Origin of the sequence: Anatilimnocola floriformis (assembly GCF_024256385.1) — a bacterium.
Lineage (GTDB): Bacteria > Planctomycetota > Planctomycetia > Pirellulales > Pirellulaceae > Anatilimnocola > Anatilimnocola floriformis.
This window is the reverse complement of the sequence record NZ_JAMLFW010000003.1, coordinates 1-21,897: the sequence shown is the minus strand read 5'-3', so window position 1 is coordinate 21,897 and position 21,897 is coordinate 1. Positions and strand designations below refer to the sequence as shown.

The 21,897-nt window shown below is 57.7% G+C and carries 18 protein-coding genes; 3 read left to right on the top strand and 15 right to left on the bottom strand.

The features are described 5' to 3' along the window. Positions 1-21: 21 nt before the first annotated feature. The 9 genes from M9Q49_RS33355 to M9Q49_RS33320 form a co-directional block, all read right to left on the bottom strand. Complete coding sequence (locus tag M9Q49_RS33355) at positions 22-1,905, bottom strand: phospholipase D-like domain-containing protein (RefSeq protein ID WP_254513665.1); 1,884 nt, start codon at positions 1,903-1,905, stop codon at positions 22-24. A 33-nt stretch (positions 1,906-1,938) separates the two neighbouring features. After that, positions 1,939-3,645: a S1 family peptidase gene (locus M9Q49_RS33350; protein WP_254513664.1), complete on the bottom strand. Its 1,707-nt coding sequence runs from the start codon at positions 3,643-3,645 to the stop codon at positions 1,939-1,941. A gap of 122 nt (positions 3,646-3,767) precedes the next feature. Further along, positions 3,768-5,060, bottom strand: coding sequence for an effector-associated domain EAD1-containing protein (locus M9Q49_RS33345; RefSeq protein WP_254513663.1), 1,293 nt, complete (start codon positions 5,058-5,060; stop codon positions 3,768-3,770). 334 nt (positions 5,061-5,394) lie between these two features. After that, complete coding sequence (locus M9Q49_RS33340) at positions 5,395-6,252, bottom strand: hypothetical protein (protein ID WP_254513662.1); 858 nt, start codon at positions 6,250-6,252, stop codon at positions 5,395-5,397. Between the two features lie 111 nt (positions 6,253-6,363). Then, the gene (locus M9Q49_RS35665; RefSeq protein ID WP_261365427.1) at positions 6,364-6,498 is read right to left on the bottom strand and encodes a hypothetical protein; all 135 of its coding nucleotides are present in this window, start codon (positions 6,496-6,498) and stop codon (positions 6,364-6,366) included. Positions 6,499-6,944: 446 nt separating this feature from the next. Further along, positions 6,945-7,841: a cation diffusion facilitator family transporter gene (locus M9Q49_RS33335; RefSeq protein WP_254513661.1), complete on the bottom strand. Its 897-nt coding sequence runs from the start codon at positions 7,839-7,841 to the stop codon at positions 6,945-6,947. 10 nt (positions 7,842-7,851) lie between these two features. Further along, positions 7,852-10,962, bottom strand: a complete 3,111-nt coding sequence (locus M9Q49_RS33330) for an efflux RND transporter permease subunit (RefSeq protein ID WP_254513660.1) — start codon at positions 10,960-10,962, stop codon at positions 7,852-7,854. 58 nt (positions 10,963-11,020) lie between these two features. Next, the gene (locus M9Q49_RS33325) at positions 11,021-12,505 is read right to left on the bottom strand and encodes an efflux RND transporter periplasmic adaptor subunit (protein ID WP_254513659.1); all 1,485 of its coding nucleotides are present in this window, start codon (positions 12,503-12,505) and stop codon (positions 11,021-11,023) included. A gap of 86 nt (positions 12,506-12,591) precedes the next feature. Next, complete coding sequence (locus M9Q49_RS33320) at positions 12,592-13,092, bottom strand: hypothetical protein (protein WP_254513658.1); 501 nt, start codon at positions 13,090-13,092, stop codon at positions 12,592-12,594. A gap of 696 nt (positions 13,093-13,788) precedes the next feature. Between M9Q49_RS33320 and M9Q49_RS33310 the strand changes: the two genes are divergently transcribed. Further along, positions 13,789-14,706: a DUF1559 domain-containing protein gene (locus tag M9Q49_RS33310; protein ID WP_261365426.1), complete on the top strand. Its 918-nt coding sequence runs from the start codon at positions 13,789-13,791 to the stop codon at positions 14,704-14,706. A 37-nt stretch (positions 14,707-14,743) separates the two neighbouring features. Here the strand turns inward: M9Q49_RS33310 and M9Q49_RS33305 are convergent, their stop codons facing one another. Beyond that, entirely contained in the window at positions 14,744-15,484 is a 741-nt protein-coding gene (locus tag M9Q49_RS33305) for a response regulator transcription factor (protein WP_254513657.1), read from the bottom strand. A gap of 78 nt (positions 15,485-15,562) precedes the next feature. Here M9Q49_RS33305 and M9Q49_RS33300 point away from each other — a divergent pair, with 78 nt between their 5' ends. Continuing rightward, positions 15,563-16,639 carry an ATP-grasp domain-containing protein gene (locus M9Q49_RS33300; RefSeq protein ID WP_254513656.1) on the top strand — a complete coding sequence of 359 codons (1,077 nt, stop codon included), beginning with the start codon at positions 15,563-15,565 and terminating at the stop codon, positions 16,637-16,639. Positions 16,640-16,651: 12 nt separating this feature from the next. Here the strand turns inward: M9Q49_RS33300 and M9Q49_RS33295 are convergent, their stop codons facing one another. Beyond that, on the bottom strand, positions 16,652-18,043 hold the full coding sequence (locus M9Q49_RS33295) for a serine/threonine protein kinase (protein ID WP_254513655.1): 1,392 nt from the start codon (positions 18,041-18,043) through the stop codon (positions 16,652-16,654). 395 nt (positions 18,044-18,438) lie between these two features. Between M9Q49_RS33295 and M9Q49_RS33290 the strand changes: the two genes are divergently transcribed. Continuing rightward, positions 18,439-19,209, top strand: a complete 771-nt coding sequence (locus tag M9Q49_RS33290) for a M90 family metallopeptidase (RefSeq protein WP_254513654.1) — start codon at positions 18,439-18,441, stop codon at positions 19,207-19,209. Between the two features lie 31 nt (positions 19,210-19,240). Here M9Q49_RS33290 and M9Q49_RS33285 read toward each other — a convergent pair whose 3' ends face one another. The 4 genes from M9Q49_RS33285 to M9Q49_RS33270 all read right to left on the bottom strand — a co-directional run bounded on the left by M9Q49_RS33285 (position 19,241) and on the right by M9Q49_RS33270 (position 21,693). After that, positions 19,241-19,816, bottom strand: coding sequence for a hypothetical protein (locus M9Q49_RS33285; RefSeq protein ID WP_254513653.1), 576 nt, complete (start codon positions 19,814-19,816; stop codon positions 19,241-19,243). 407 nt (positions 19,817-20,223) lie between these two features. Next, complete coding sequence (locus tag M9Q49_RS33280) at positions 20,224-20,568, bottom strand: hypothetical protein (RefSeq protein WP_254513652.1); 345 nt, start codon at positions 20,566-20,568, stop codon at positions 20,224-20,226. Between the two features lie 9 nt (positions 20,569-20,577). After that, positions 20,578-21,045, bottom strand: coding sequence for an SMI1/KNR4 family protein (locus tag M9Q49_RS33275; protein ID WP_254513651.1), 468 nt, complete (start codon positions 21,043-21,045; stop codon positions 20,578-20,580). Positions 21,046-21,081: 36 nt separating this feature from the next. Then, a complete protein-coding gene (locus M9Q49_RS33270) occupies positions 21,082-21,693 on the bottom strand; it encodes a hypothetical protein (protein WP_254513650.1) in 612 nt (203 codons plus the stop codon). Positions 21,694-21,897 lie beyond the last annotated feature (204 nt).

Below are 21,897 nucleotides of genomic sequence, written 5' to 3'. Positions count from 1 at the left end.
ACTCGCCACGCTCAGCAAGCGTTACCGTGAGCCGGAAAACAATTTGCGTTCTGAGTACTGTTGGGATTTTGGATCGAAGTAGGGCTTCACCCACGAGTCATTGGGGCTCAGCGACTCCGTCGTGACGTCTTCGCTGCCGGCTTTCTGATGCAACTGGTTCTCTTCGTTGCGATGACGAAAATGATTGAAGAGGCGCATAAACTCGGTCAGAAAGATGTCGGCGACACGCGTATCGCCACGAACGATGAGCATGTTCTCGTCGTTCTTCGTGGTCGAGTTGTCGCTGAAATTTGCCGAGCCGGAAATGACGATGGGATCGTCGCTGAGCGGATCGATCAGCAGATATTTGGTGTGCAGAAAATCAACGTTGACGTTCACTCCCGCCAGGCTTTCGCGGTATTTACGTTCATTTTCGCGGGCTTCTACGGCTTTGCGACTGAGCACATCTCCGTACGCGACTCGGTTCCAAGGTTTCTCGATTAAGTCCCAAAAATCGATAGGGACCGGCTTTTTCTTGGCCCGCGCTGCTTCCTTGCGATCGTCAGAGCTCTTCTTCGATGGCCGGCTTTCGAGCATCGTGTAGCGCAATACCTGGCCGTCGGTATCGCCCATCAGGCTTTCTCCAATCGGCTGACTGACGCCAAACGCCGCGGTGAAATGGACCGACTGTTTGGCCGCGGCCAATTGCTCGGCATACCAGCTCAGCATCGCCGTGCTGGGACGTGGGCTGAAAATAGTGGTGATCGAATCAGCAGGGGGCGGGCCGGTGAGGTCGGCTTGTTGCTCGATGATCCATTGCGGCACCTTGCCCACTTTCTTTGCGCCGGGTTTAGCCAGGCCCTGCACTTGCGCTTCGTACGCTTTGACATATTCCCAGTAAGCGAGGTATTGCGCGGCAATCTTTGGCTCGCGAATCACATGCAGCACATTCGACTGTCCGAAAATGCCGCCGGCTGTAAAGTTGGTCGACCCAGTCAACACTTGCTCCGGCTTGCCGTCCTTGAGCAACACGATGAACTTGTTGTGAGCAATGGTCGTGTCGGTGCGGCGCGAAACGACGTTCATCCAACGGGATGTATTTTTCCAATCGCGGATGCCGATCTCGCTGATCGCCTTGAGGGCCGATCGCGCTTCGGAATCGAGCTCTTCGACAATCTTGATCACTCCGCCGCGACCGACTTGCTTTTTTTTGGTTGACTTGGCGTGATGAATGATCTGCACATCGACGCCACTCTCGACGGCATCGGCAAAGGCTTGGATCACTGGCAGATAATTGAACTCGTAAACACACGCGCGCAATTGATAACGCTCGCCCTTGGCCTGGGCGATGAACTTGAGCAAACCTTCTTCGAGGCCGCGCGACAGCCAGATGAACGCTTCACGATCCGGCACACCATCTGGCTTGATATAGTCTTTCCATTCTTTGCGGCCGTTCTTTTCGGAGAGGTAATAACGGACATTCTTGCCAAAGCGTCGCGCATAGGCCTGACTGCCGGCCACACCGCGATTGAAGTAGATGCCGTGCTTAATCTTGGGGTTGTCGGGGTCTTCGGTTTCGATTTCAACTTCTACGGTTTCGCGGGCTTCCATCGCCGTGGGCGTGCCAAACTGCGCGGTCACCGCGTAGCGATACTTTTGCTTCGCATCGACTTCGTAGTCACCCCACAACATCGATTGGATGGGAAACGTTCGCGAATCGGCCGGCTGCTTTTCACTCAACTGCAAGTCGGAGAACGTTTTTCCCCCACGCAGCCATTTTTTCTTGCTCTTAGGGCCAGTCCGTTGAATGGTGAACCCGAGCAGCCCAGCGACCGCATTGGGCTTGGCATCCATTCCCAACAAAACTACTTCCGTGCCGGCGATTGCATGAACTGTAAACGTCTTTCCCTTCGCCAAAACGCGCATGATGTTTTCCTTAGGGAGAACGAGCCGAGGTCGTTAGCCTTCCTCAGATTTGGGCTTGAGCAGTACAAGATTGAGTTTTTCGATTGTTTCGTTGACGGGCGTTACGAACGATTCTTTGTCACTTGAACCTGTCAACACGCCAATCAATTTGCCATCCATCGTCAGCACCGCCGCGCCTGCATCTCCGGGCTCCGAAAGCCGAGTGGTGATCACAGTGCCATTCTTCTCGATGCTGTTTACGACCCCAGTCTTTAGTCCTGAAGTCGCGCCGATCATTTGCACGGCCATCCCAACTTTGACTTTTTTTTCTAGTCCAGTAACGCGACTGGCTGGCCCTTGCTCCCAGACCGAGACGCCATCTCGCAATTGGGCGAACGCCATGTTGTATTGACCAGCCGTGGTGAATTTGATGATTTTGCCAATGGGAGTTCCCTGATTGTTTTCTGCGTGTCCCCAGTTGTATTCAAGAACACTGTCCCCGCTTGCGCCGGAGAACAAATACTGAGGCATCAACAGAAAGCGCTTTCCCTGCTTGTCCTCTACAAAGACTCCTGCCGTGCCGTGAACATTTCCTCCCGGCGGGCCAATCCGCGAGCCTGGACCCAACTTTTCAGTAGCTTGAGGCTTCGGCAGCTTGGCGATCAGCGCCGTATATTCCGCCTTGTACTTGTCTCCAAGCTCTCGAACCTCCGGATCAGCGGAGGCACTCTTCGTCGCCAAAATATCCTTAATCAGGCGATCGATGCTCTTAAGGCTCTCGTCGCTGATTTTCTTTTGTCGCTGAGCTTCGGCTTCGTTGAGTCCAGCCAGTTGACTGGCCTGCTTTAGTTCCTCGACTGTTTTTGCCAATTCGTCCCTTTTCGCAGAAACCAGCGCCTTCTCATCTTCCAACTTTTTGCCTGCCGCAGCTAATTGATCGTTTTTCGATTGCAGTTCCACCGCTTGCTGGCTGAGTTTTGAACGCTGATACAACTGCACGATGCAACCAACACCCAGCACCACCACCGCAATCGAGAGCAGGCTGAGCTGAACTTGTCGCGAGCGATCCCGCCGCGCTCGGCTGGCTTCGGCAAACTCTTTCTCAAGTTCGCCCAGATCCCGATAAGCTAGCGCCTCTTCCAGTAAGGGGCCGGCAGCGAACAGCGCTTCGCGGTCGCGGTCATGCGAATCCCAGAACTCGGCAGCCCGGCGAAATCGCAACCGTTGCGCGAGTGCATCCGCCAAGGGCTTCCATTGTCGCATCAGCGAGTCGGAAGCCAGTTGCAAACTGGGCTGCTTCTGGTCGTCGTCGAATTGGCGGAGAACGCCGGTCTGCTTTAGTTGGGCGACGATCTTGTCGACTTCCTTCGCTTCGCTCAAAGAACGAACCGATGCCAGAGTTGCCGGCGCCGAGGAAAAGGTGCGGGTCGGCCCATCAAGCCGCACGAGCCGCATCAAAATGCGCAATGCCAGCGAGGAATCTTCTGACCCTAGATTTGAAAGGGTACGGTCCCCCTTTTTCATCGCCTCTTCAATCAGTTCCCGTTTGAAAGGCTGCAGAATCGCATGTTGAACCGATGCTGACTTCGCGGCTAGTTCTTTGGCCGACGCGTTCAGGGTATCGCGAACTGAGGCCCAATAATCCAACATGCTTTGGGCTGTGTCGCGATCTTCTGCCCGATCTAGCAATTGGCCCAGTTCCACGCCACGCCGCAAGAATTCGTCGATCGCGTGGATTTGCGGCAGCGAATCGCGAGACAATTCGCCGCGTCGTCGCAGCAAATCGCGATGCTCATCCTGCATCTGCTTCAGGCATTCGAACCCCACGAAATCAGTGGCGTGCGAATGCGAGTCAGTTGGGTTCGAAGTGGCCATGATTTCGCTCACAGGCTATTGAGTTCTGCCAGTGGACCGTTGAGAGTCACCAGTTGAGTGCAGACCTCCAACAATTCGGCGTCGACATTGTAGAAACGACCGCGAGCCAGGCGCTGACACTCGTAATAGTCGAACCGCATGTTTTCTGGCTGATTCAGCTCCAAAGCTTGGCGCAGCTTTAACCAAGATTTCTCTAAGGGTTCGCGCCATTCCGCCTCATGCCGCAGCGTACAAATGGTTTCAATCTCGCGAATAATCGACGGCAATAGGCACTGGAGATCCTCCAGCCAACTAGCTTCCGCTGCCGGACGATCGATTGCGTTGTCGATCAGTCGCAGATTGATGTCGATCTTCTGCCAGAAATAATGTTCGCTAATCACATCTCGTAGCCGCTGTTGCAAGGCAGCGAGCCCAAGCTCGCAAGACTTGAGGAGCCGGTTGTTCTCGTCTTGAAAAAGAGGCTTCATTTGCCGGATGCCCGTCAGCAAATGATCAAGAGGAATTTGCCGCGCGTCCTCAGCCAGCCTGGCATAAACCACCGATGGAGCTTGGCCCAGCGTTGGCCGAATCAATGTTTGAATCGGTGTCAGCGGGTTGGCCGAACCCGGCAGCAGGGCTGCCCGCAGCATTTCCGCCGCCAAGGCCAATTTTTCGACCCATCCTTCCAGCACTCGATCTGCTGGAACTAGCTTCTCTGTCAGCTTACGAGCCTCGACGACCTTGTCCTCAAAGTCGCTGGTATAAACACGTAGTTCGAATGCCTCCTCGGTACCCGTGGGGCGAGCACGATAGTTCTTTGCCGCAGATACTAGCAGTTTGAAAAACTTGAAATCAATGATATGCAATACTTCATGTAGCTGTTTAAGCAGCTTCAATGCCAGTATGCCATTGCAGATGATCTCGATTTCGTCGCTGATGTCCTTTAAGACTGCATTAACTTCGGGTTGAGATTGTCGGGCCCGCTTGATGGTTTGCAGACCGTCGGCGACGTCCGATGCCGCCTGAGAATCGGCCACGCGATTGATGAATTCTGGATGATATTGGCTGCAAAACGCGCGAAACAACGCATTATTTGATCGGACCTGCGCAATAGCGCTGATCAATTGCTCTAGCTCTCCCTTGGCTTCAAACAACTCAATTGTGTCGAAAACAATGGTCTTATTCGGAGTCGAAAGAGAAACCTCGTCCTGGATTCTAAGGTCAAACTGGAACCGAATAAGCTCCTTGAGACCATCAGTGTCGGGAAACGCGGAAACAACCGCCTCGTTCAATGCCTGCAAGTATTGACCATGGTCAGTCATCGTCGTCAATTTAAGATACCGTTGTCATTGGTAGTTGTTACTGCCAAAGTCCTAAATACCGGCGAATGCAAGCACGACTATGCGGTCGTTTATACACAACTATTGAGCCATGTCAAATTGTCGCTGACAGTACTGCAAGAGTGCAGCTATTAGTTGAGGTGCGAATATTTAGTTATTTCAACTAACATTCACGCACTTGGCCTGCCAGCAACAGGCAGCAACACGGAGGCGGAGCGTTTTTCCGCAGAGAAGCGGTTGATAGATACGCTATTACTGTCAGCGGCAACGATCAGCGCCGCGGAAAGAGATGATCGCGGCGCGGGTTCCGTATCGGCTATTTCTTGGTCTTCGTGGTACTCGAGGTTTTCGGCTTGGTCGCAGTAACGCTGGCTCCTAGCTTGCTAAGAATCTGCTGCGCCTGGGCCATCGACTCGCGGGCGGCGGCGGCGGCCTGCTGAGCTGTTTTGATTTGCTCCTTCGGCTCGGCTCGCTCTTTGGCGGAACCGTACAAGTCGATCGAGGCCTCGCGCTCTTCTTTGTGGGCCTCGGCCAGTTGGGCCTGGTGCGCGAGCCACTCTTTGTCTTTGTGAAACAATTCGCGCTTCAGAACATCTCGCTTTTCACTAAGCGTTGTCAGCGTCGTTTTTTGCAGCAGATAGTCGGTATCGTTTTCGAGCGTTGTTTGCCGCAAGCGGAACGCGGCTTGGGCGCCGTCATTGCTGCGGACTTGGTCGTACTTGTGGATGAAATCGGCCGACTCAGTCAGCTTCTTTTCCGTGGCGACCAAATGCTCTTTGGTCGCCCGGATCTCCTCGGTGATTTGGTAGTAGGGCGTCTTGGCCGTTTGCTCGGCGAGAATGTCTTCTTCGATTTCGGCCTGGTCCTGCAAGATCTCATGCGATGCGGAGCGAGATTTGCGCAACTCCATGGCAGCGCCGTTCATTTCGGCGATGACTGATCGCAAGCGAGCTTCGGCGCCAGCGCCCGTGGCTTGGGCTGCCGACAACACGGATTGGGCAGCTGCATATTGTGCTTGAGCGGCTTTGATGGTGCTCGCGCGGCGTGCGGCCGAGGCGGCTCCGTTGCTGCGGCTGCGGCGTGCAGCGAAAGCTGGCTCCGCAAAGGTCACGCAGAGAAGCAGCGAAAGGGACACAAACACGAGTGTTTGAAAACGTCTGGCAGAGTATTGCATGGTAGGAGCCTTGGCGGGTGGTATGGATGCAGCCGAACGCGCAGCGGCGTATTGAGTGGACAAAGACACTGCGGAAAAGATCATCTCGCGCGTTGCGCGGGATCGGCTGGATCAGGAGCGCAAGATGCTGAACCGCAGGGGCAGCGGCAGCGTGGGCGCAAAAGAGTCAAAGAAGTGATTGTGATCGGCGAGATCGACGGTAAGCGTGTGGCCGGAGTGAATTTGCCCGGTAGTAACAGTCCACATCGTCAAATCGCCGGAACGCTGCAACAAGTCTGTCAGGCTTTGACTGGAGTCCAGTTCGAGCCAGGGAGTTTCTTGCTCGTGTTGTGAATCCGCGGGCTCATTCCCCTGGTCGATCGGAGGATTCTCTTGAACAAGAGTGTTCGAAAGGGAGCCGCCATCGTGATGCGATTGTTCCACATTGCACGAAATCCGATGTTCGTGCGGGCTGACGAGGGAACCGTGCAGATGCGTACAGGGAATTGTCCCCAGACAGGCCGCCAAGACCAGCAAACAACGCAACCACCGTCCACGAAGCGTGACGGAGATCGGTTTCCGGCGTTGGTTGGGATTAAACATGGCCGAGGATCCATTGTAGCCAGCGGCGGTTGCTGGCGACCTGCATTCTACAATACCGAGTTCGATTTGCCTTTAGCAAGTGAAACAATTGGCGGTTGCTAGCGATTTCGTTAGGGCCGCTCACGGGGGGCGGAATGGGGTTCGATGTGAACGTGGACATCGGCGATCGACAGGTCGGAATCGCGCAGGGTGCTTCGCACTCGGCCGCCGATTTCGTGCCCTGCGCGCACGGTCGCTTCACCATCGACTTCAATGTGAATATCGACAAAGTAAGTCAGGCCACTTTTGCGGATGCGGCATTTCTCGATGGCTAGCACGCCTTCGACGCTGGCGGCCAACTCTCGCACGCGTAGCTCGAATTCCTTGCGCGGCGCGACATCCATCAATTCGCGGGCGGCGGACCGGAGCAATCGGAGTCCGCTGTAAGTGATCACCAGGCAGGCCACGAGCGCGGCCCAGTCATCGGCTGCTTCGTAACCGGGGCCGCCAATCAGCCCGACCGCGATGCCGATGAATGCGGCCAGCGAGGTCAAAGCATCTGAGCGATGGTGCCACGCGTCGGCTTGGATCGCTGAGCTCTCCACTTCCGCGCCGATCTTGTCGACCCAGCGAGCCAGACATTCCTTGATCACGACAACTAGCACCAGCACCGCGAGCGTCGACCAATGCGGCAGATGATGGGGCGTGACGATTTCTCGCACACTTTGAATTGCGATCATGGCCGCAGCGCCCAGCAGCGCGAGGGCCGCCACCAGGCCGGCGAGGGCTTCCGCTTTTCCATAGCCGTAGGGGTGTCGCTCATTGGCGGGAGTTGCCGCGACGCGCAGTCCGCTCCAGACGACGAGCGACGAGACGATATCTGCTGTCGACTCCAAGCCATCGGCAATCAGAGCGTAGGAGTTCCCCAGCACGCCCGCGGTAATCTTCAGTACCGCGAGCGATGCGTTCACTGCCATGCCGACGAGCGGCACGGAGCTCAATTCAGAGGTGGATTGTTTCGTTGACATGTCAGGGCGCTCAATGATGTTCCGTTGCCGGCAGTTCGCTGGCGGCCGGTTCGAACCAGCGATAAATGGCGGGCAAAACGAGCAACGTCAGGACCGTGCACGTCAACAACCCGCCGATCACAACCGTTGCCAGTGGCCGCTGCACCTCCGCTCCCGCACTGCCCGAAACGGCCATCGGCACGAACCCCAATGCGCCGCACATCGCTGTCATCAGCACGGGCCGAAGCCGATCGATCGAACCATTCACCACGGCGGAAAGTTGATCGTGTCCATGTTCGCGCAAGTGACGAATGTGTTCGATCAGCACCACGCCGTTCATCACCGCGATGCCGAACAACGCGATAAAGCCGACTCCCGCCGAGATCGAGAACGGCATGTCGCGCAGCCAGAGAGCAAAGATACCTCCTGTCGCAGCAATCGGCACGTTCAAATAAATGAGCAGCGTGAGCTTCACCGAACTAAAGGTGACATACAGCAACGAGAAGATCAGAAACAACGCGACCGGCACGGCAATCATCAGCCGCTGCGTGGCTTGCTGCAGATTTTGAAACTGGCCGCCCCAAGCCAGTGAGTAACCGGGCGGCAGCGTCACTTGCTTGGCAACCACCTCCTGGGCTTCGTTCACGAAACCTGCCAGATCGCGACCGCGCACGTTGCACTGAATCAGCAGTCGCCGACGAATCGCATGGCGACTGATTTCGGACGGGCCATCTTCGGTTTTGATTTCGGCCAACTGAGAGATGGGAATCTGCCGACCGCGCGCATCTTCGATTTTGAGTTGCTTCAACTGTTCGACCGATTGTCGCGAATTCGGAGCGAGTCGCACCTGCAAGGGAAACCGCCGTTGCCCTTCAAAGACTTCGCCCACAGGTTGACCGCCGACCACACTCACAGCATTGAGCACATCGCTCGAATTGATGCCGTACCGGGCAATGGCATCGCGCTGCACAATCACCCGCACATACGGCAAGCCGGCGATCTGCTGAGCCTGCACATCGGCGGCCCCTGCGACCTGGTTAAGCACTCGCACGATGCGATCGCCTTGAGTTTTGAGCACCTCCAGATCATCGCCATACAAGCTAAGGCCCACGTCAGACCTCACGCCCGCCACGAGTTCTTGCACACGCAGCTCGATCGGCTGAGTAAAGCCGAAAGAATTGCCGGGGACGTTCTTTTCGAGCGCCGCTTGCATCTCGGTGACCAGATCTCCCTTGTCGATCGCCTTCGGCCAATGCTCGGGCGCTTTCAGACGCACCAGGATATCGGTTTGATGCACGCCCATCGGGTCGTTCGCTATTTCCGGGCGGCCTGTTTTCGACACGACGCTTTCTACTTGCGGAAACACCAGCAGCGTGCGCTCGATCGCTTTGGTCATCTCCAGCGAAGTCTCGAGTGAGACGCTCGGCAAGCGGACGGCTTGGATCGCGAGATCCCCTTCGTCGAGCTTCGGCACAAACTCGACACCAAAAGTGGCCGCTGTGAGGACACTCACGGCAAAGATACCGCCGGCGACGGAAATCATGACGACGGGCCGCTCCATCGCGAACTTCAGCATGGGTTCGTATGAACGCTTCAGCCAACGAACGAGTCGCGTGTCTTCGGAACTAACTCGCCGTGCCAAAAACAGCGATGCCATGACGGGCATCACCGTCACGGAAAGAATGAGCGCTCCCGTCAACGCCGTCATGAACGTGAACGCCATCGGCCGGAACATTTTTCCTTCCACACCCTGCAAACTGAGAATCGGCAGGAAGACGATAATCACAATCAGCCCCGCGAAGAGAATCGGCGTACCGACCTCGCGAGCCGATTCTTTGAACACGGATTTGGGAATCCGCACGGCGCCGGTTTCGCGCTGGTAACGACTCGCAAAGCGAACAGCATTCTCAATCATCACCACCGCGCCGTCGACGATCACGCCGAAGTCGACAGCGCCGAGACTCATCAAGTTGGCCGACACGCCGGCGAGCTTCATGGCAATCAGTGCGCACATCGCTGAGAGGGGAATCGCGGCGGCGACAATCAGTCCCGCGCGCACGTCGCCCAGCAGCAGAAACAGCATGATGATTACCAGGATCACGCCGACACCGATGTTTTCGGCGATGGTGTGGATCGTTTTTTCGACGAGCTCGGTGCGGTCGTAAAACGTGTCGATGTACACGCCGGCAGGCAGCGTGGTTTCGATTTGCTTGATCTTGGCTTTAACGTCGTGCACAACCTGTCGCGAGTTGCCCCCCATCAGCATCATCACCATGCCGGTGACGGCTTCACGGTTGCCATCGCGCGTGACGGCGCCTTGCCGCAGCATCGGGGCAAAGCGCACTTGCGCAACGTCCTCAATCCGAATCGGCGTGCCGTCGCTACGGTTGTCGAGAACTACCTTGGCAATATCGTCGAGCGAGCCGACAAGCCCTTCGCCGCGAATCAGTCGTTGCTCGGCGCCGTGCGTGATGTAACCGCCACCGGCGTTGGCGTTGTTTTCTTCGAGCGCGTGAAAGATGCGATTGAGAGAAATGCCGAAGTTGAGCAACTTGTCGGGGTCGAGTTGCACTTCATACGTTTTCAATTCACCGCCGAAAGTATTGACCTCGATCACGCCTGGCACGCTGCGGAGTTGAAAGGCGATCTGCCAATCGAGAATGGTGCGCAGTTCCATCAGGTTGAAATCATGTCCTGGTTTGGCACGGACTTCGAATTGATAGATTTCGCTCATGCCTGTAGCGATCGGGCCCATTTGCGGATCGCCCATTCCTTTCGGAATATTCTCGCGGGCAATCTGCAGGCGTTCGCTGATTAGATTCCGCGCCCAATAGATATCGGTGCCGTCTTCGAAGGCGACGGTGACCGCCGACAGGCCAAAGCGGCTGATGGAGCGGATTTCGCTGACCCGCGGCAGGCCGCTCATTGCGTTTTCGACCGGGAACGTGATGAACTGCTCAACCTCGACAGGCCCGAGCGAAGGCGAAGTGGTAAGCACCTGCACTTGCACATTCGTCAGATCGGGAACGGCATCGAGCGGCAGCGTCGTGACGGCGATGAAACCGCCGCCTAGCAGCACGATGGCGAGCAGGATGACGATGAAGCGATTTTCGAGCGACCAATCGATGATGTGATTTACCACGGTAACCTGTGCAAGACGATGGAGTGAACGAGCCGATGCGTTGGCAACACAGTTCGCGTCACTCCGCGAGCAACTCGGCCAGCATCTGCGACTTCAGCGCAAAGCAGCCCGCCGTGGCAATCTCATCCTTGGCTTTCAGCCCTGCTACGAGCTCGACTGATTGGTCATTGCGCCGGCCGGTCTGCACGTCGCGGCGTTCGAAGTGTTCCGCATCGATCTGCACAAAGACGAACGATTTTCCCTCGTGCTCTTGCACAGCAGCGAGCGGCACGCTGAGGACTTCTTCGGTGGCGATGTCTTCGATTTCGATGTTGACGAACATCCCCGGCTTGAGCTTGCCGTCTTTATTCTCGGCGCGGGCTCGCAGCGATACCGTTCGGCTCGCTTCCTGAATGATGTCGCCGGTGTAGAACACGGTCGCCGCGAAAGACTGGCCGGGCCAGGAGGAAGTGCGCAACTGAATGTTCTTCCCCTCCAGCGACTTGAGTCGCGGCAGGTGTTCCTCAAAAATATCTGCCGTCACCCAGACCGTCGAAAGATCGGCGATGCTCAAGATCTGGCTCGTGGGTCCGATGCGTTCGAGCGGCGTGACGTCTTTGGCAATGACGGTTCCCGCAAACGGCGCGCGAATGGTGTAATGCGAGATGCTCTCGCCCAGCTTGGCGGGATTCACTTCGGCGAGTTCGCTCTTTTCAAAACCCATGACGAGTAGCGTGGTTTCGTCGACGGCGACGCGGGTTTGCAAATCCTTGACCATCTGCTCCGACGCCGCTGCCGTCTGCCGAGCATCTTGCGCAAGTTGCTCGATGATCGACTGCATGGCAGCCCGTGTGACGTTGTGAGTGGCTTCTGCTTCGAGCAATTGCTTGCCGGCAATCGCGCCGTCTTTTGACAGCGGCGAGAGTCGTTCGAGGTGCAACTTAGCGCGATAGTGCTCCAAGAAGGCGGACATCAGTTTTTCGCGATAGTCGCCGAGCGGCCGATCACGCAGCCGGGCTTCGATCGTTTCGAGCGTCGCGCCGGTGCGGATCAGTTCGAGCATCGCGAGCGCGTTAGCCGATGATTCCTGAGTCCACTTATTTTTCGCCAAGGCGAGTTCATGCTGCAGCCGATCTTGAAACAGCTGCAGCTTGGCCTGTCCCACTTCTTTGCTCTGTACGACCACCAGCACATCATTGGCTTGCACACGCTGGCCGAACTGCACCTTCACTTCCTCGACGCGCCCTTCCACGAGTGGATAAACGTGGCTCAACCGATCTTCGTTGAGCGCCAGTTTTCCCGTGAGCGAAATCACCTGCCGAAACGGGCCGATGTCGACGGGCTGGACGCGAACGCCCGCGGCTGCTCGTGCTGCCGGCGAGAAATCCACAATCTTGACGGCCGACTCGTGCGAGACCGGCGTGGCCGTGGGGCCCTGATGCTCGGCGGCTTTGTCGGCGGCGGAATGCTGCGGGCTCAGGAACTTCCACCCGATGCCGGCCAGCAGCAGTGCTCCGATACCGAGGGCGGCGTTTCTGACCGGCGGACTGAACGAAATAGCCATGGCAAACTCCCAAACACAACGAACGCGCGCAGCAAAATCGGCGAATGAAGATCACGAGCGATGAAGAACAATCGCTAGAAGTTCGCTCAGCAGCGAATCACGCCAAAGCGCAGCGGCATGGCCAGACTAGGAGCAAAGCCATCGAAGAAGTGTTCAACCGGATCACAAACTGTCGGTTGAGCGAATGTGGGAGCAACCACGGACATGCACGCGTTACAGTCGGTCGCATCGGCGGCCGATTTGACGAGCGCCGTCAGGTTGGCCTCTTGCAGTCCCGAAGTCAGGTGCCGCAGCGACAACGTGCTGCGTGCTCCTTCGGAGTCGTTTTCACCCGGCGGAAAGTCGATATGAAAGTGCCAGCCGAAGCAAACACTGCAGCAGGGATCGACCGATCCGTGATGCGAGAGCAAATGCGCTCGCAAAAAGCCCTGATCGCCGGCAGTGGTATTGCCGAGTGTGCCGTGCGAATGGCACCAGGGGAGCGGCCCATGCCAGGCCGCCCAGAGAATCAACAGCACGCGCACGACTCGCACCAGGTGCCCGCAGGCACTGATAGCGGGAGTCGATTTGCGGCGGTTGCTGGGCATGCTAGTTAAATCGGTGAAGCGGAGCTACCAAATCGAGGTTAGCTTGACGGGAATCGCACTGTCAATGGCGACCATAGTTGCAAATGCTTCAGGGAACGTAGGGGCAACCGCAAAGTGCAACTGCTATGCATTTGACATGCTCCGGTGAGTATGCGATAAGTGGGGCTGGAGCAAATGCGCTGATGCCACCGCGGTTCTTTCGAGTAACGGCTTTCCTGTGCCTCGCTATTGCAGCGATGGACGTGGTCGTTGCGCAGTTGCCGCACACGCATCAGCACGGCGCCGAAGCCTGTGCCACGCATAGTGAACACCAGCATGAGCATGCGGGTTGCTCTCATACGCATTCCCATTCGCACGGCTGTGGCCATCAGCACTCGCACGAACACGAGCATCTGCCGGCCGATTCGCAGCACTCGCCGGCGTCGGATCAGCCTTGTGACGAGTGCACGCTCTGCCGGCATCAATCGCAGGCTGCATTGCCGGTTGTGGTCGCGCCGGTATCTTTGCTTTGCACCGTTTGCGCAGAAGTCGCGGAACATCGCGACGCTCAAATTTCTGCGGTAACCCCGCGCGTCTATCGGGGTCGTGGTCCTCCCGCCTGGCTGTAGGTCGTCGTTTTTCTACAGCCAAGTTTCTTGCAGTTTGCCAGGCCGTTTCGCGGCAGGGTGGCGGCTGCATTTTGGGAGTTTTCCTTTCATGTTTCGCCTTTCGCTGCGCACGCCCGTGCGCGCCCGCGGTTTCACGCTGGTGGAATTGCTTGTTGTGATCGCCATCATCGGCGTGCTCGTGGCGCTGCTGTTGCCCGCCGTACAAGCGGCTCGAGAAGCTGCCCGCTCGGCGCAGTGCAAAAACAACTTGCGCCAGGTCGGCTTGGCCCTGCACAACTATCACGATATTCACGGCCGTCTGCCGCCCGGCTGGATCGGCAATACGCCGGAAGGCGTGCCCGGTTGGGGTTGGAGCGTGAGCATTCTGCCGCAGATCGAACAACAGCCGTTGCACGACAATCTCATCCAACGCAATTTGCCGATCAGCGATGCCGTGAATCAAACGGCCCGCGAGCACATCATTCCGGTGCTCCTCTGCGCGTCGGATCCAAACCCCAAGCGGTTCAAGCTCGGCACGGGGGGCGATCATGGCCACGATCATGAAGACGAAGTAGAAGGGGAAGCTCACCAACACTCGGTCGACGACGGCACGCCGATGTTTCAGGTCTCGCGCTCGAACTACGTTGGCGTGTTTGGCACGAACGAAGTCGAAGACGCGCCGAACAATGGCGACGGTTCGTTCTACTTTCTCAGCAGCACGCGTTTTTCGGATATCACCGATGGCTTGAGCAATACGCTGGTGATCGGCGAACGATCGGCCCGCTTCGGCGGCAGCATGTGGCAGGGCGTAGTGCCGACGGCCAACGAAGCCATGGTTCGCGTTGTCGGCGTGGGCGATCACACACCTAATCACCGCGATCACCACTTCGACGACTTCGGCAGTTACCACCCCGGCGGCGTACACTTCGTCGGCGGCGACGGCTCGGTGCGGCGGTTCAACGACACAATCGATCTGCAGGTCTACCAGGCCATGCTGACGCGGGCTGGTGGCGAAGTGAATCAATAAAGTCGGCTTTCGCGGAGCGAAAGGCGACTGAGGAGGCTTACTCCTCAGCCCCTTCCGGCAGCGGCTGCTTCACGAATCGATAGCCCATGTCGCGCACGGTCAAAAAATGTTGCGGCGCGGCGGGATCTTGTTCGAGAATCTTCCGCAAGCGGAGAATGAACTGATCCGGCGCGCGGGTCTGAATGTGGCCGGGCATTTGCCAGACGTTTTGCAAGAGCTCGGTGCGCGGAATGAGTCGGCCTTCGTGCTCGACGAAGTATTGCAGCAGTTCCCACTCGCGCTTGGTGAGCTGCTCTTCCTTGCCAGCTACTTGCAGATGGAAGCGGGGGAAGTCGATCTTGGCTTTGCCGAACTCGAACGTGGTGAGCTTTGTCGGCATCGACCGATCGATGAACTGCTTGCGCGGAAAATGCGTCAGCAGGTTCTTCACCCGACTCAGCAGCTCATCGAGATCAAACGGCTTGGTGAGATATTGACTCGCGCCGACGTTGAAGCCGCGGGTGCGATCTTCCGTGAGTGTACGCGCGCTGAGAATCAAGATCGGCACATCGTTGCCTGAATTGCGGATTGTTTCGCACACCGCATAACCGCTCATGCCGGGTAACATCAGATCGAGCACGATCAAATCGAAATCGTTTTCGCCTTCGTCGATCAGCCGCAAAGCACTCGGGCCGTCGCCGACCGTAGTGACCTGAAAGCCTTCGGCTTCGAGGTTGTACTTGATGCCGACGGCCAGGTGGCGTTCGTCTTCGACAACCAGGATATGTTTCGCGGTCATGGAGTTTTTAAAGAGGATGTGAGTCGCATTGGGCGTGGTCCATTATAGTCGTGAGTCAACAAGCCGGAGTACGGGCAAATGGAGCGGGGACCACTCATCATTTTAGGGGCCAGTGTGCGAGCGGCTGCGCAGTGGGCGATTGGTGCCGGCTATCGCCCCTATGCCATCGATCTGTTTGGCGATGAAGACCTGCGGCAGTTGGCCGAGACGGTGAAGATCGAGCGCTATCCGTCAGAATTTCTGCCTGCTCTCGCGGCCGCTCCGCAAGCGCCATGGATGTACACCGGCGGCCTCGAAAATTATCCGCGCCTGATCGCGCGCTTGGCGAAGCTGCGACCGCTAATCGGCAATGGGCCGAATGTCCTGCGGAAGGTGCGCGATCCGCAGTGGCTGGCGGAGTTCGTGCGCACAACGGCGGTGAAGTATCCGCAGATCGGGAGGCGAGAGGCTGGAAGCGAGGGGCGAGAGAAGGAGCATGGTTGGCTAATGAAGCCACTGCGGTCGGGTGGCGGAATGGGCATTCAACGATTCGTATCCCCCGCCTCTCGACTCGCGCCTCCCGCCTCCCGATCATCCCGCCATTACTACCAACAGTTCATTTCCGGTCAATCGTGCAGCGCGTCGTTTCGTGCCGATGAAGGCCGAGTGCGCTGGATCGGCGCGACGGAGCAGTGGATTGGTTTTGAACATGGAGCGCCGCAGGAGTTTCAGTACGCCGGTTCGCTCGCACCGCTGGAGTTGAGCGCCGCGGAACAAGCGGCGCTGCTGCAAATGGCCGAGCGTTTGGCCGCAGCCACTGGCATGCAAGGAATGTTCGGCTGCGATTTTATCCGCAATGCAGAAGGGCTGTGGTTGATCGAAGTCAATCCGCGTTACACGGCGAGCATGGAACTTTTTGCTCGATTGCGGAATGATCATCAAGGCAAGCTGATTGTCTACGCCGATCGCGCGGGGAGTTGCGGCGAGTCGTTGCGAGCAACGATGAACTCACTGCACGGGTCTGGTGTTGATGTCGCTGATATTCCCTGCGCCGGCACGTGCTTCGAAGCATCCCAGCCGATCTGCACGTTGCTGGTCGGCGGCGAGCGAGCGACGGAAGTCCGCCACCGGTTGCAGGCTGCGGCCGCGAAGGTTCGGCAGACCCTCGATTCCTGAAAACTCTGATGATTACCGAAACGGCCAGAGCAACATCGTGGCCACGAGCGCACCGGCTGCCATCGAGATCGGCACCGCGATGATCAGCGTGAGCAGGATCAGCGAGAGGGCGTTTTGCGGCTGGCTGAGGTTGAACGGTGGGAAGCTGAAGATGCCGCTGCTTTTGTGGAAGTTCTTGATCATCGTCGCCGTGTCTTGGCTGGCCGAGGCCAGCGCGCCGGTGACTTGCGAGAGTTGGCCGGGGCCTGAGCTCACGCTGTGATCGCTGGCGTCGGTGTCTTGTGCGCCGTCACCCTTCAGGCGATCTTCTTCGACGACGGGCATCGGTTGTGTGGTCCACGGTGACGGCGGCGACTTCGGCGAGGCGATGGGGACGAGCTCGCCGGCGAATTGTTCGAGGCGGGCGACCACTTCTTCGCACGTTTGAATGCGGCGGGTGTGGTCCTTCTCCATCATGTCGGCGATGACGTCGACAAACTCTTCGTGCAGTTCGGGATTAAACCGCCGCGGGTGCCAGGGCGTTTCGTCGCGATGCCGGCGTGCTTTGTCGCGCGCCGTACCGCCTGGGTACGGCACCTTGCCGCAGACCGAGTAATAGAGCGTGCAACCGAGCGAATAAATATCGCTGACAGTGGTGATCTCGCGCGGGTTGTTGATTTGCTCCGGCGACAGGTAGTCTGCCGTGCCGACGACTTTGCCAGCCCGCGGATCGGTGTCGGCTTCTTCCATGAATCCGGCCAGGCCCAGGTCGGAAACCTTCGCGATACCTTCGGGCGTGACCAGAATGTTGCCCGGCTTCACGTCGCGATGAATCAAGCCGCGGGCATGCGCCTCGGCCAAGCCGCGGGCCGCTTGCAGCACAACGCTGGCCGCTTGCTGCTGAGTGAGCGGTCCTTGCGAGCGGACGAGCTTCCGCAGGTCCATGCCCGGGACGAACTCAGTAACGAGGTAATGCACCTCGCCGTCGACGCCGGCGTCGTAGGCTCGCACCAAGTTGGGATGATCGAGCTGCGCTTGCAGCCGAATCTCGCGCATGAAGTTGTTGACGGCGTCGGGCGTGGCTTTGTGCAGCGGCAGCACCTTCACCGCGCACTCGCGCCCCATCATGCGGTGAATACCCTTGAAGACCTGACCCATGCCGCCATGGCCGATCGAATCGGTGATGACGTAGGGCCCGAGGTGCAGTTTCGTTCGGCCCGAACGAATCTGCATGGCCTGATAGGTGGTCAGGACCTTCATCTCGATTAGCTGCGTGGCGAGCGCGGCTTCGTCGACCTCGGTTGTTTCCGTAGGCATGAGCGCGCCAGCTCGCACGACAGCGACCGCGGCGTCGTACTGTTCCTGCGACACCAGCTTGCTGACCAGCGCGTAAGATCGAAATTTCGAACGCGTGGTACTGCTCATGGTGAAATTCTCGGAAGACGCACAATCGACATACTTAAGTAACCCGCCAACTGCCCGTTGTTACCGAATCGAGCCGGTAGATCAGGTTTAGACGACAAATCACGTGTCGCGGTTCCGGCCAAGTGACAAATCCGTGTGGCAAATTAGCGAGAAACGGGGGCAAGCTCTCATTATCGACGCACATCCGTATCTCTTAAACCCCGCTGGACAGGCAATGGTTCCAAATGCGGGAAAATTCTGGGGGAGCGGGGACGAGAGGCGGGAGGCGAGGGACGAGAAGGAAAAGTAATGAATCGCTGGGTACAAGTTGCTGACTCCCGCCTCCCGACCCTCGCCTCCCACCGCGACTGCGTTCGCTAGACTAATGGCATCTCCCTGTTCCCTTGGAAACCTCCATGCCCTTCTCCTGGCCTTTCGGTCGCAATGCCCGCCGCAGACAGTTGCTTGCTACGCCGCTGCCGGAGTTGTGGGAACCGACCCTGCATGAACACGTCCCGCTGTATGCCGAGTTGCCGGCGGATTTGCGGGCGCGGCTGATCGATAAAGCTCGGATTATGGTTGCCGAGCGGATCTGGGCTGGCAGCAGCGGTTTGGAGCTGACCGAGGAAATGAAAATCGTTGTTGCCGCCCAAGCCGTGGTGCTGCTCGCCGGCGACGACGGTTATTTGTACGAACGACTCCCCGCCATTCAGCTCTATCCCAAGTTCATCCGCTCCCGCCCGAATCGCCACAAGGGAGACTCCGATACCTTCACGGTGGCCGTCGGCGATGCGTGGCAGCACGGCAACATTCGCCTCTCGTGGCCGGCTGTTTTAGAGAGTGCCGCCGATCCGCACGATGGTGAGAATGTGGTCTTTCACGAGATGGCCCATCACCTGGATGGTCTCGATGGCCAGATGGGAGGTCAACCGCCACTCGCCACCGAATCGCTGCGGCAGCGCTGGCCGATTGTCAAAGAGGAATGCCGCCAGCTGGTGCTGGATTTGGTTCACGGCCGCCGAACGTGGCTTGATCCGTATGCAGGAGAATCTGCGGAAGAATTTTTCGCCGTGGTGACCGAAGCGTTTTTCGAAGTCCCACACGAGCTCAACGAACACCATCCAGAATTGTTTTCGGTGTTCGCTGAGTTATATCGCGTTGATCCGCGAGAGTTCGACCGGCGATGAGCCGCCGGTCGTCTTGTTGCTGGCCGTCAGGCTAGTAGTTCGAGCCTGGTCCACCGCTCACGTTGCCCACCATGTGGAAGTGGTTGTGATCGATATACATCACTTCCTGAGCATCTTCGTCGACCGTGGTGTAAGGCACTGGCCAGCCGACGCGAGTCACTTCGGAGTAGTAGATCGTACACTTGTAGTGAGCGTGGTGTAGCTGCACCGGACCGAGTAGCGGTACGACCCGCGGTGGATCGATATAGTCGGCTATCTTCTCTTTCAAGATACGCACGTTGTTTCGCTGACGTTCGTGCAAGAAGGGCAAGCCGCCCTGAATCGGGTTGGCTTTTTCCCAAGCGCGAATGACTTCGTCATCGCTCGGCGGATCCAAGGCGACCGTCGGGCCGCCCGGAGCTAGCGGCGGCAGAATCGGCGCCCGTTCGTAACGCTCGTGATTCCAGAATTCGTCTTCCTTCTTCTTTTGGAAGTAAGGGCTGACGGGGATCGGAATCCCGAACAAGCCGAAGTTGGTTCCCAACGCGAGACCAACACAGCCGGTGCTGCTCAGCGATGTGATCGCCATCACGGTGCAAAGTGCTGCCAGAGCCATCCTGTGCGACATGATAAATCCTCGAGAGCTGCCGTCGGTTTGCCGGGTTGTCGTGGGCATCGTCGTAGTCGATCTGCGTAATACCAACGCTGGCAAAATGCTGGTGCGTTGTTCCAAGGCTATTTATCGTGTGAAGCTGTAACGAACTTGCGGATTTTTCCGTTCGGGAAGGAAATTCCGGGGAAAGAGGCGGGAGGAGGGGCGAGGGACGAGGGACGGGAGGCGAGGAATAAGGCTAAAAGTGGCGCACAAGCGAGGATTTCGCTAGCAATGCATCTAATGCATCGCATTTCTCCCGCCTCTTGCATACCGCAGCGACCCGGGGCGATTGGCTGCCATCCCTTCGGGATGAGGCGGCGGTGACAGCGTGTGTGGCGGGCAAACGTCGGACGTAACACGACTATCTCAAAAAGCGATACTCAGCCGTGTTGCTCCCGCCAGGAAATTTCACCCTGCAACCCATCCTGAAACAGTGGCGCATCCTCGATCCTGAAAAGTTCGCCGCTGGGCTTTTGAATTTGCCATTTCCCCGAAGAGGCGAGGTCCCGATACGAATCAAATTCGGCTGCGTCTGCGCCAGCTTGAGAGCCTGACCGGGCGAACCAGTCGCGGCAAAACTCGATGAACTCGCGCAACCGCTTCGTTAATGCGTCACCACCGGCCGGCAAAGAGCATTGAAAGCAGCCGAACTGCGTTTCCTGATGCTCGGAGGCATCTTCAATCTCGCCAACGACAACGTTGTCAAACAATAGGAGAAGCTTCACACCAGGACCTCAGTTGATCGGTTTGATCACCTTCTTGATGAAGCTGACAAAGTCTGCGGTGGACTTTGACCATAGCATAGGGCGGTCGTCCGGCTCTTCGGAATATTCGTGGTTCCAATAGAGCACGGGATAACCTTTGGGCTTTGCGGGCTTCCGGAGGTCATAACAAAAGCAGCTTCCGCCCCAATCGCTGGCAAACGGAAGCACGGGGCCATCGGCCATGCCTTCGATGTAGGGCCGCATCTCAGCCAAATGACTGCCCAGGTCAAGATGATCCTTTCGGCCGACGCCATACAGCCGGATATAACCGACAACCCCACCGTTACCTTTCAGCAGGAATTCGCGATGCGCGTCAGGCAACGCGAAATCATGCTTGGCCTCGAAGGAGGCGATTGCTTTGGCAGTTGCCGGCTTTTCGAGTTGCGTGTCTTCATGTGCCAAAATCGCTGACCAGGCCTTCTCATCGAAATGAGACATTGGGATCTCCGCTCAAAAGATTGACCAATTCACCCACTAACCACCGCCTGGCCGCGATTCCCAAGTGGATTCAAACAACCGTTCTAGCTCCGCGACCGACGGCTCGAGTTCGCGCCATTCCTGGGGCATGTTGCACCACCAGACAATACGTGAGTTGCAGAAGAATTCACCAAACGCCAGTTCATAGGTGATTCCATCCAATCCCATCGGTGCTTCGGCGACCAGAAGGGGAATGCGGATGCTGCGAACCTGTGCCAGCAATGCTTCCAACTTCTCGGCGTCCAGCAACACCCAGCCAGATTCTAATGTTGGCTGGTAAGGTCGCGGATGCTTCTGCCGTTCCACGGGCGAACGCAAAGCCTCATGATCAACGTCCATTCGCCAGGTGGATCGAACCAGCCGCGTTTGCTTACCGTCCTCTCGAGAGAAGTAACTGACTACATCCCAACTCACGGGGTTGTCGAACGACGGCAGGATCAACAATTGACACACCGGCAGCGTGCGCCCTTCGATTAATAACCCAGTCCGCAGAGCGTCCGTCGCATACTGGCGAATGGCAGAGAACTCTTCCTGTTGCTCGTTGTCCACAAAGTGCTCCAAAGGCCAACGGATGCAGGCAACGAATTCAGCCGACGCGAAGGAGAGCATATCGGCCTCCAAGTGATCTAACAACGCAGCGACGCTGTCGCGGCGAGCGACCGGGAGGGCGAGGCTCCTGCCGAGCCGTTGAGGTAGACGCGCAATGGCTGCCGGCGCCTGCATTCGACCGGCGCGGCTCGGTGGGAGCCTCGCCCGCCTCGCCCTCCCAAGTAACCGTTCACGCTGGCAATGCAAGCATCGTGAACGCTCGGC

Bases quoted from the DNA above. Each gene is read 5' to 3' on its own strand.
- M9Q49_RS33335 (WP_254513661.1), bottom strand. From the start codon at position 7,841: ATGTCAACGAAACAATCCACCTCTGAATTGAGCTCCGTGCCGCTCGTC.
- M9Q49_RS33345 (WP_254513663.1), bottom strand. From the start codon at position 5,060: ATGACTGACCATGGTCAATACTTGCAGGCATTGAACGAGGCGGTTGTT.
- M9Q49_RS33310 (WP_261365426.1), top strand. From the start codon at position 13,789: ATGTTTCGCCTTTCGCTGCGCACGCCCGTGCGCGCCCGCGGTTTCACG.
- M9Q49_RS33285 (WP_254513653.1), bottom strand. From the start codon at position 19,816: ATGTCGCACAGGATGGCTCTGGCAGCACTTTGCACCGTGATGGCGATC.
- M9Q49_RS33275 (WP_254513651.1), bottom strand. From the start codon at position 21,045: ATGTCTCATTTCGATGAGAAGGCCTGGTCAGCGATTTTGGCACATGAA.
- M9Q49_RS33305 (WP_254513657.1), bottom strand. From the start codon at position 15,484: ATGACCGCGAAACATATCCTGGTTGTCGAAGACGAACGCCACCTGGCC.
- M9Q49_RS33355 (WP_254513665.1), bottom strand. From the start codon at position 1,905: ATGCGCGTTTTGGCGAAGGGAAAGACGTTTACAGTTCATGCAATCGCC.
- M9Q49_RS35665 (WP_261365427.1), bottom strand. From the start codon at position 6,498: ATGTGGACTGTTACTACCGGGCAAATTCACTCCGGCCACACGCTTACC.
- M9Q49_RS33295 (WP_254513655.1), bottom strand. From the start codon at position 18,043: ATGAGCAGTACCACGCGTTCGAAATTTCGATCTTACGCGCTGGTCAGC.
- M9Q49_RS33270 (WP_254513650.1), bottom strand. From the start codon at position 21,693: ATGCTCTCCTTCGCGTCGGCTGAATTCGTTGCCTGCATCCGTTGGCCT.
- M9Q49_RS33340 (WP_254513662.1), bottom strand. From the start codon at position 6,252: ATGCAATACTCTGCCAGACGTTTTCAAACACTCGTGTTTGTGTCCCTT.
- M9Q49_RS33300 (WP_254513656.1), top strand. From the start codon at position 15,563: ATGGAGCGGGGACCACTCATCATTTTAGGGGCCAGTGTGCGAGCGGCT.
- M9Q49_RS33320 (WP_254513658.1), bottom strand. From the start codon at position 13,092: ATGCCCAGCAACCGCCGCAAATCGACTCCCGCTATCAGTGCCTGCGGG.
- M9Q49_RS33290 (WP_254513654.1), top strand. From the start codon at position 18,439: ATGCCCTTCTCCTGGCCTTTCGGTCGCAATGCCCGCCGCAGACAGTTG.
- M9Q49_RS33325 (WP_254513659.1), bottom strand. From the start codon at position 12,505: ATGGCTATTTCGTTCAGTCCGCCGGTCAGAAACGCCGCCCTCGGTATC.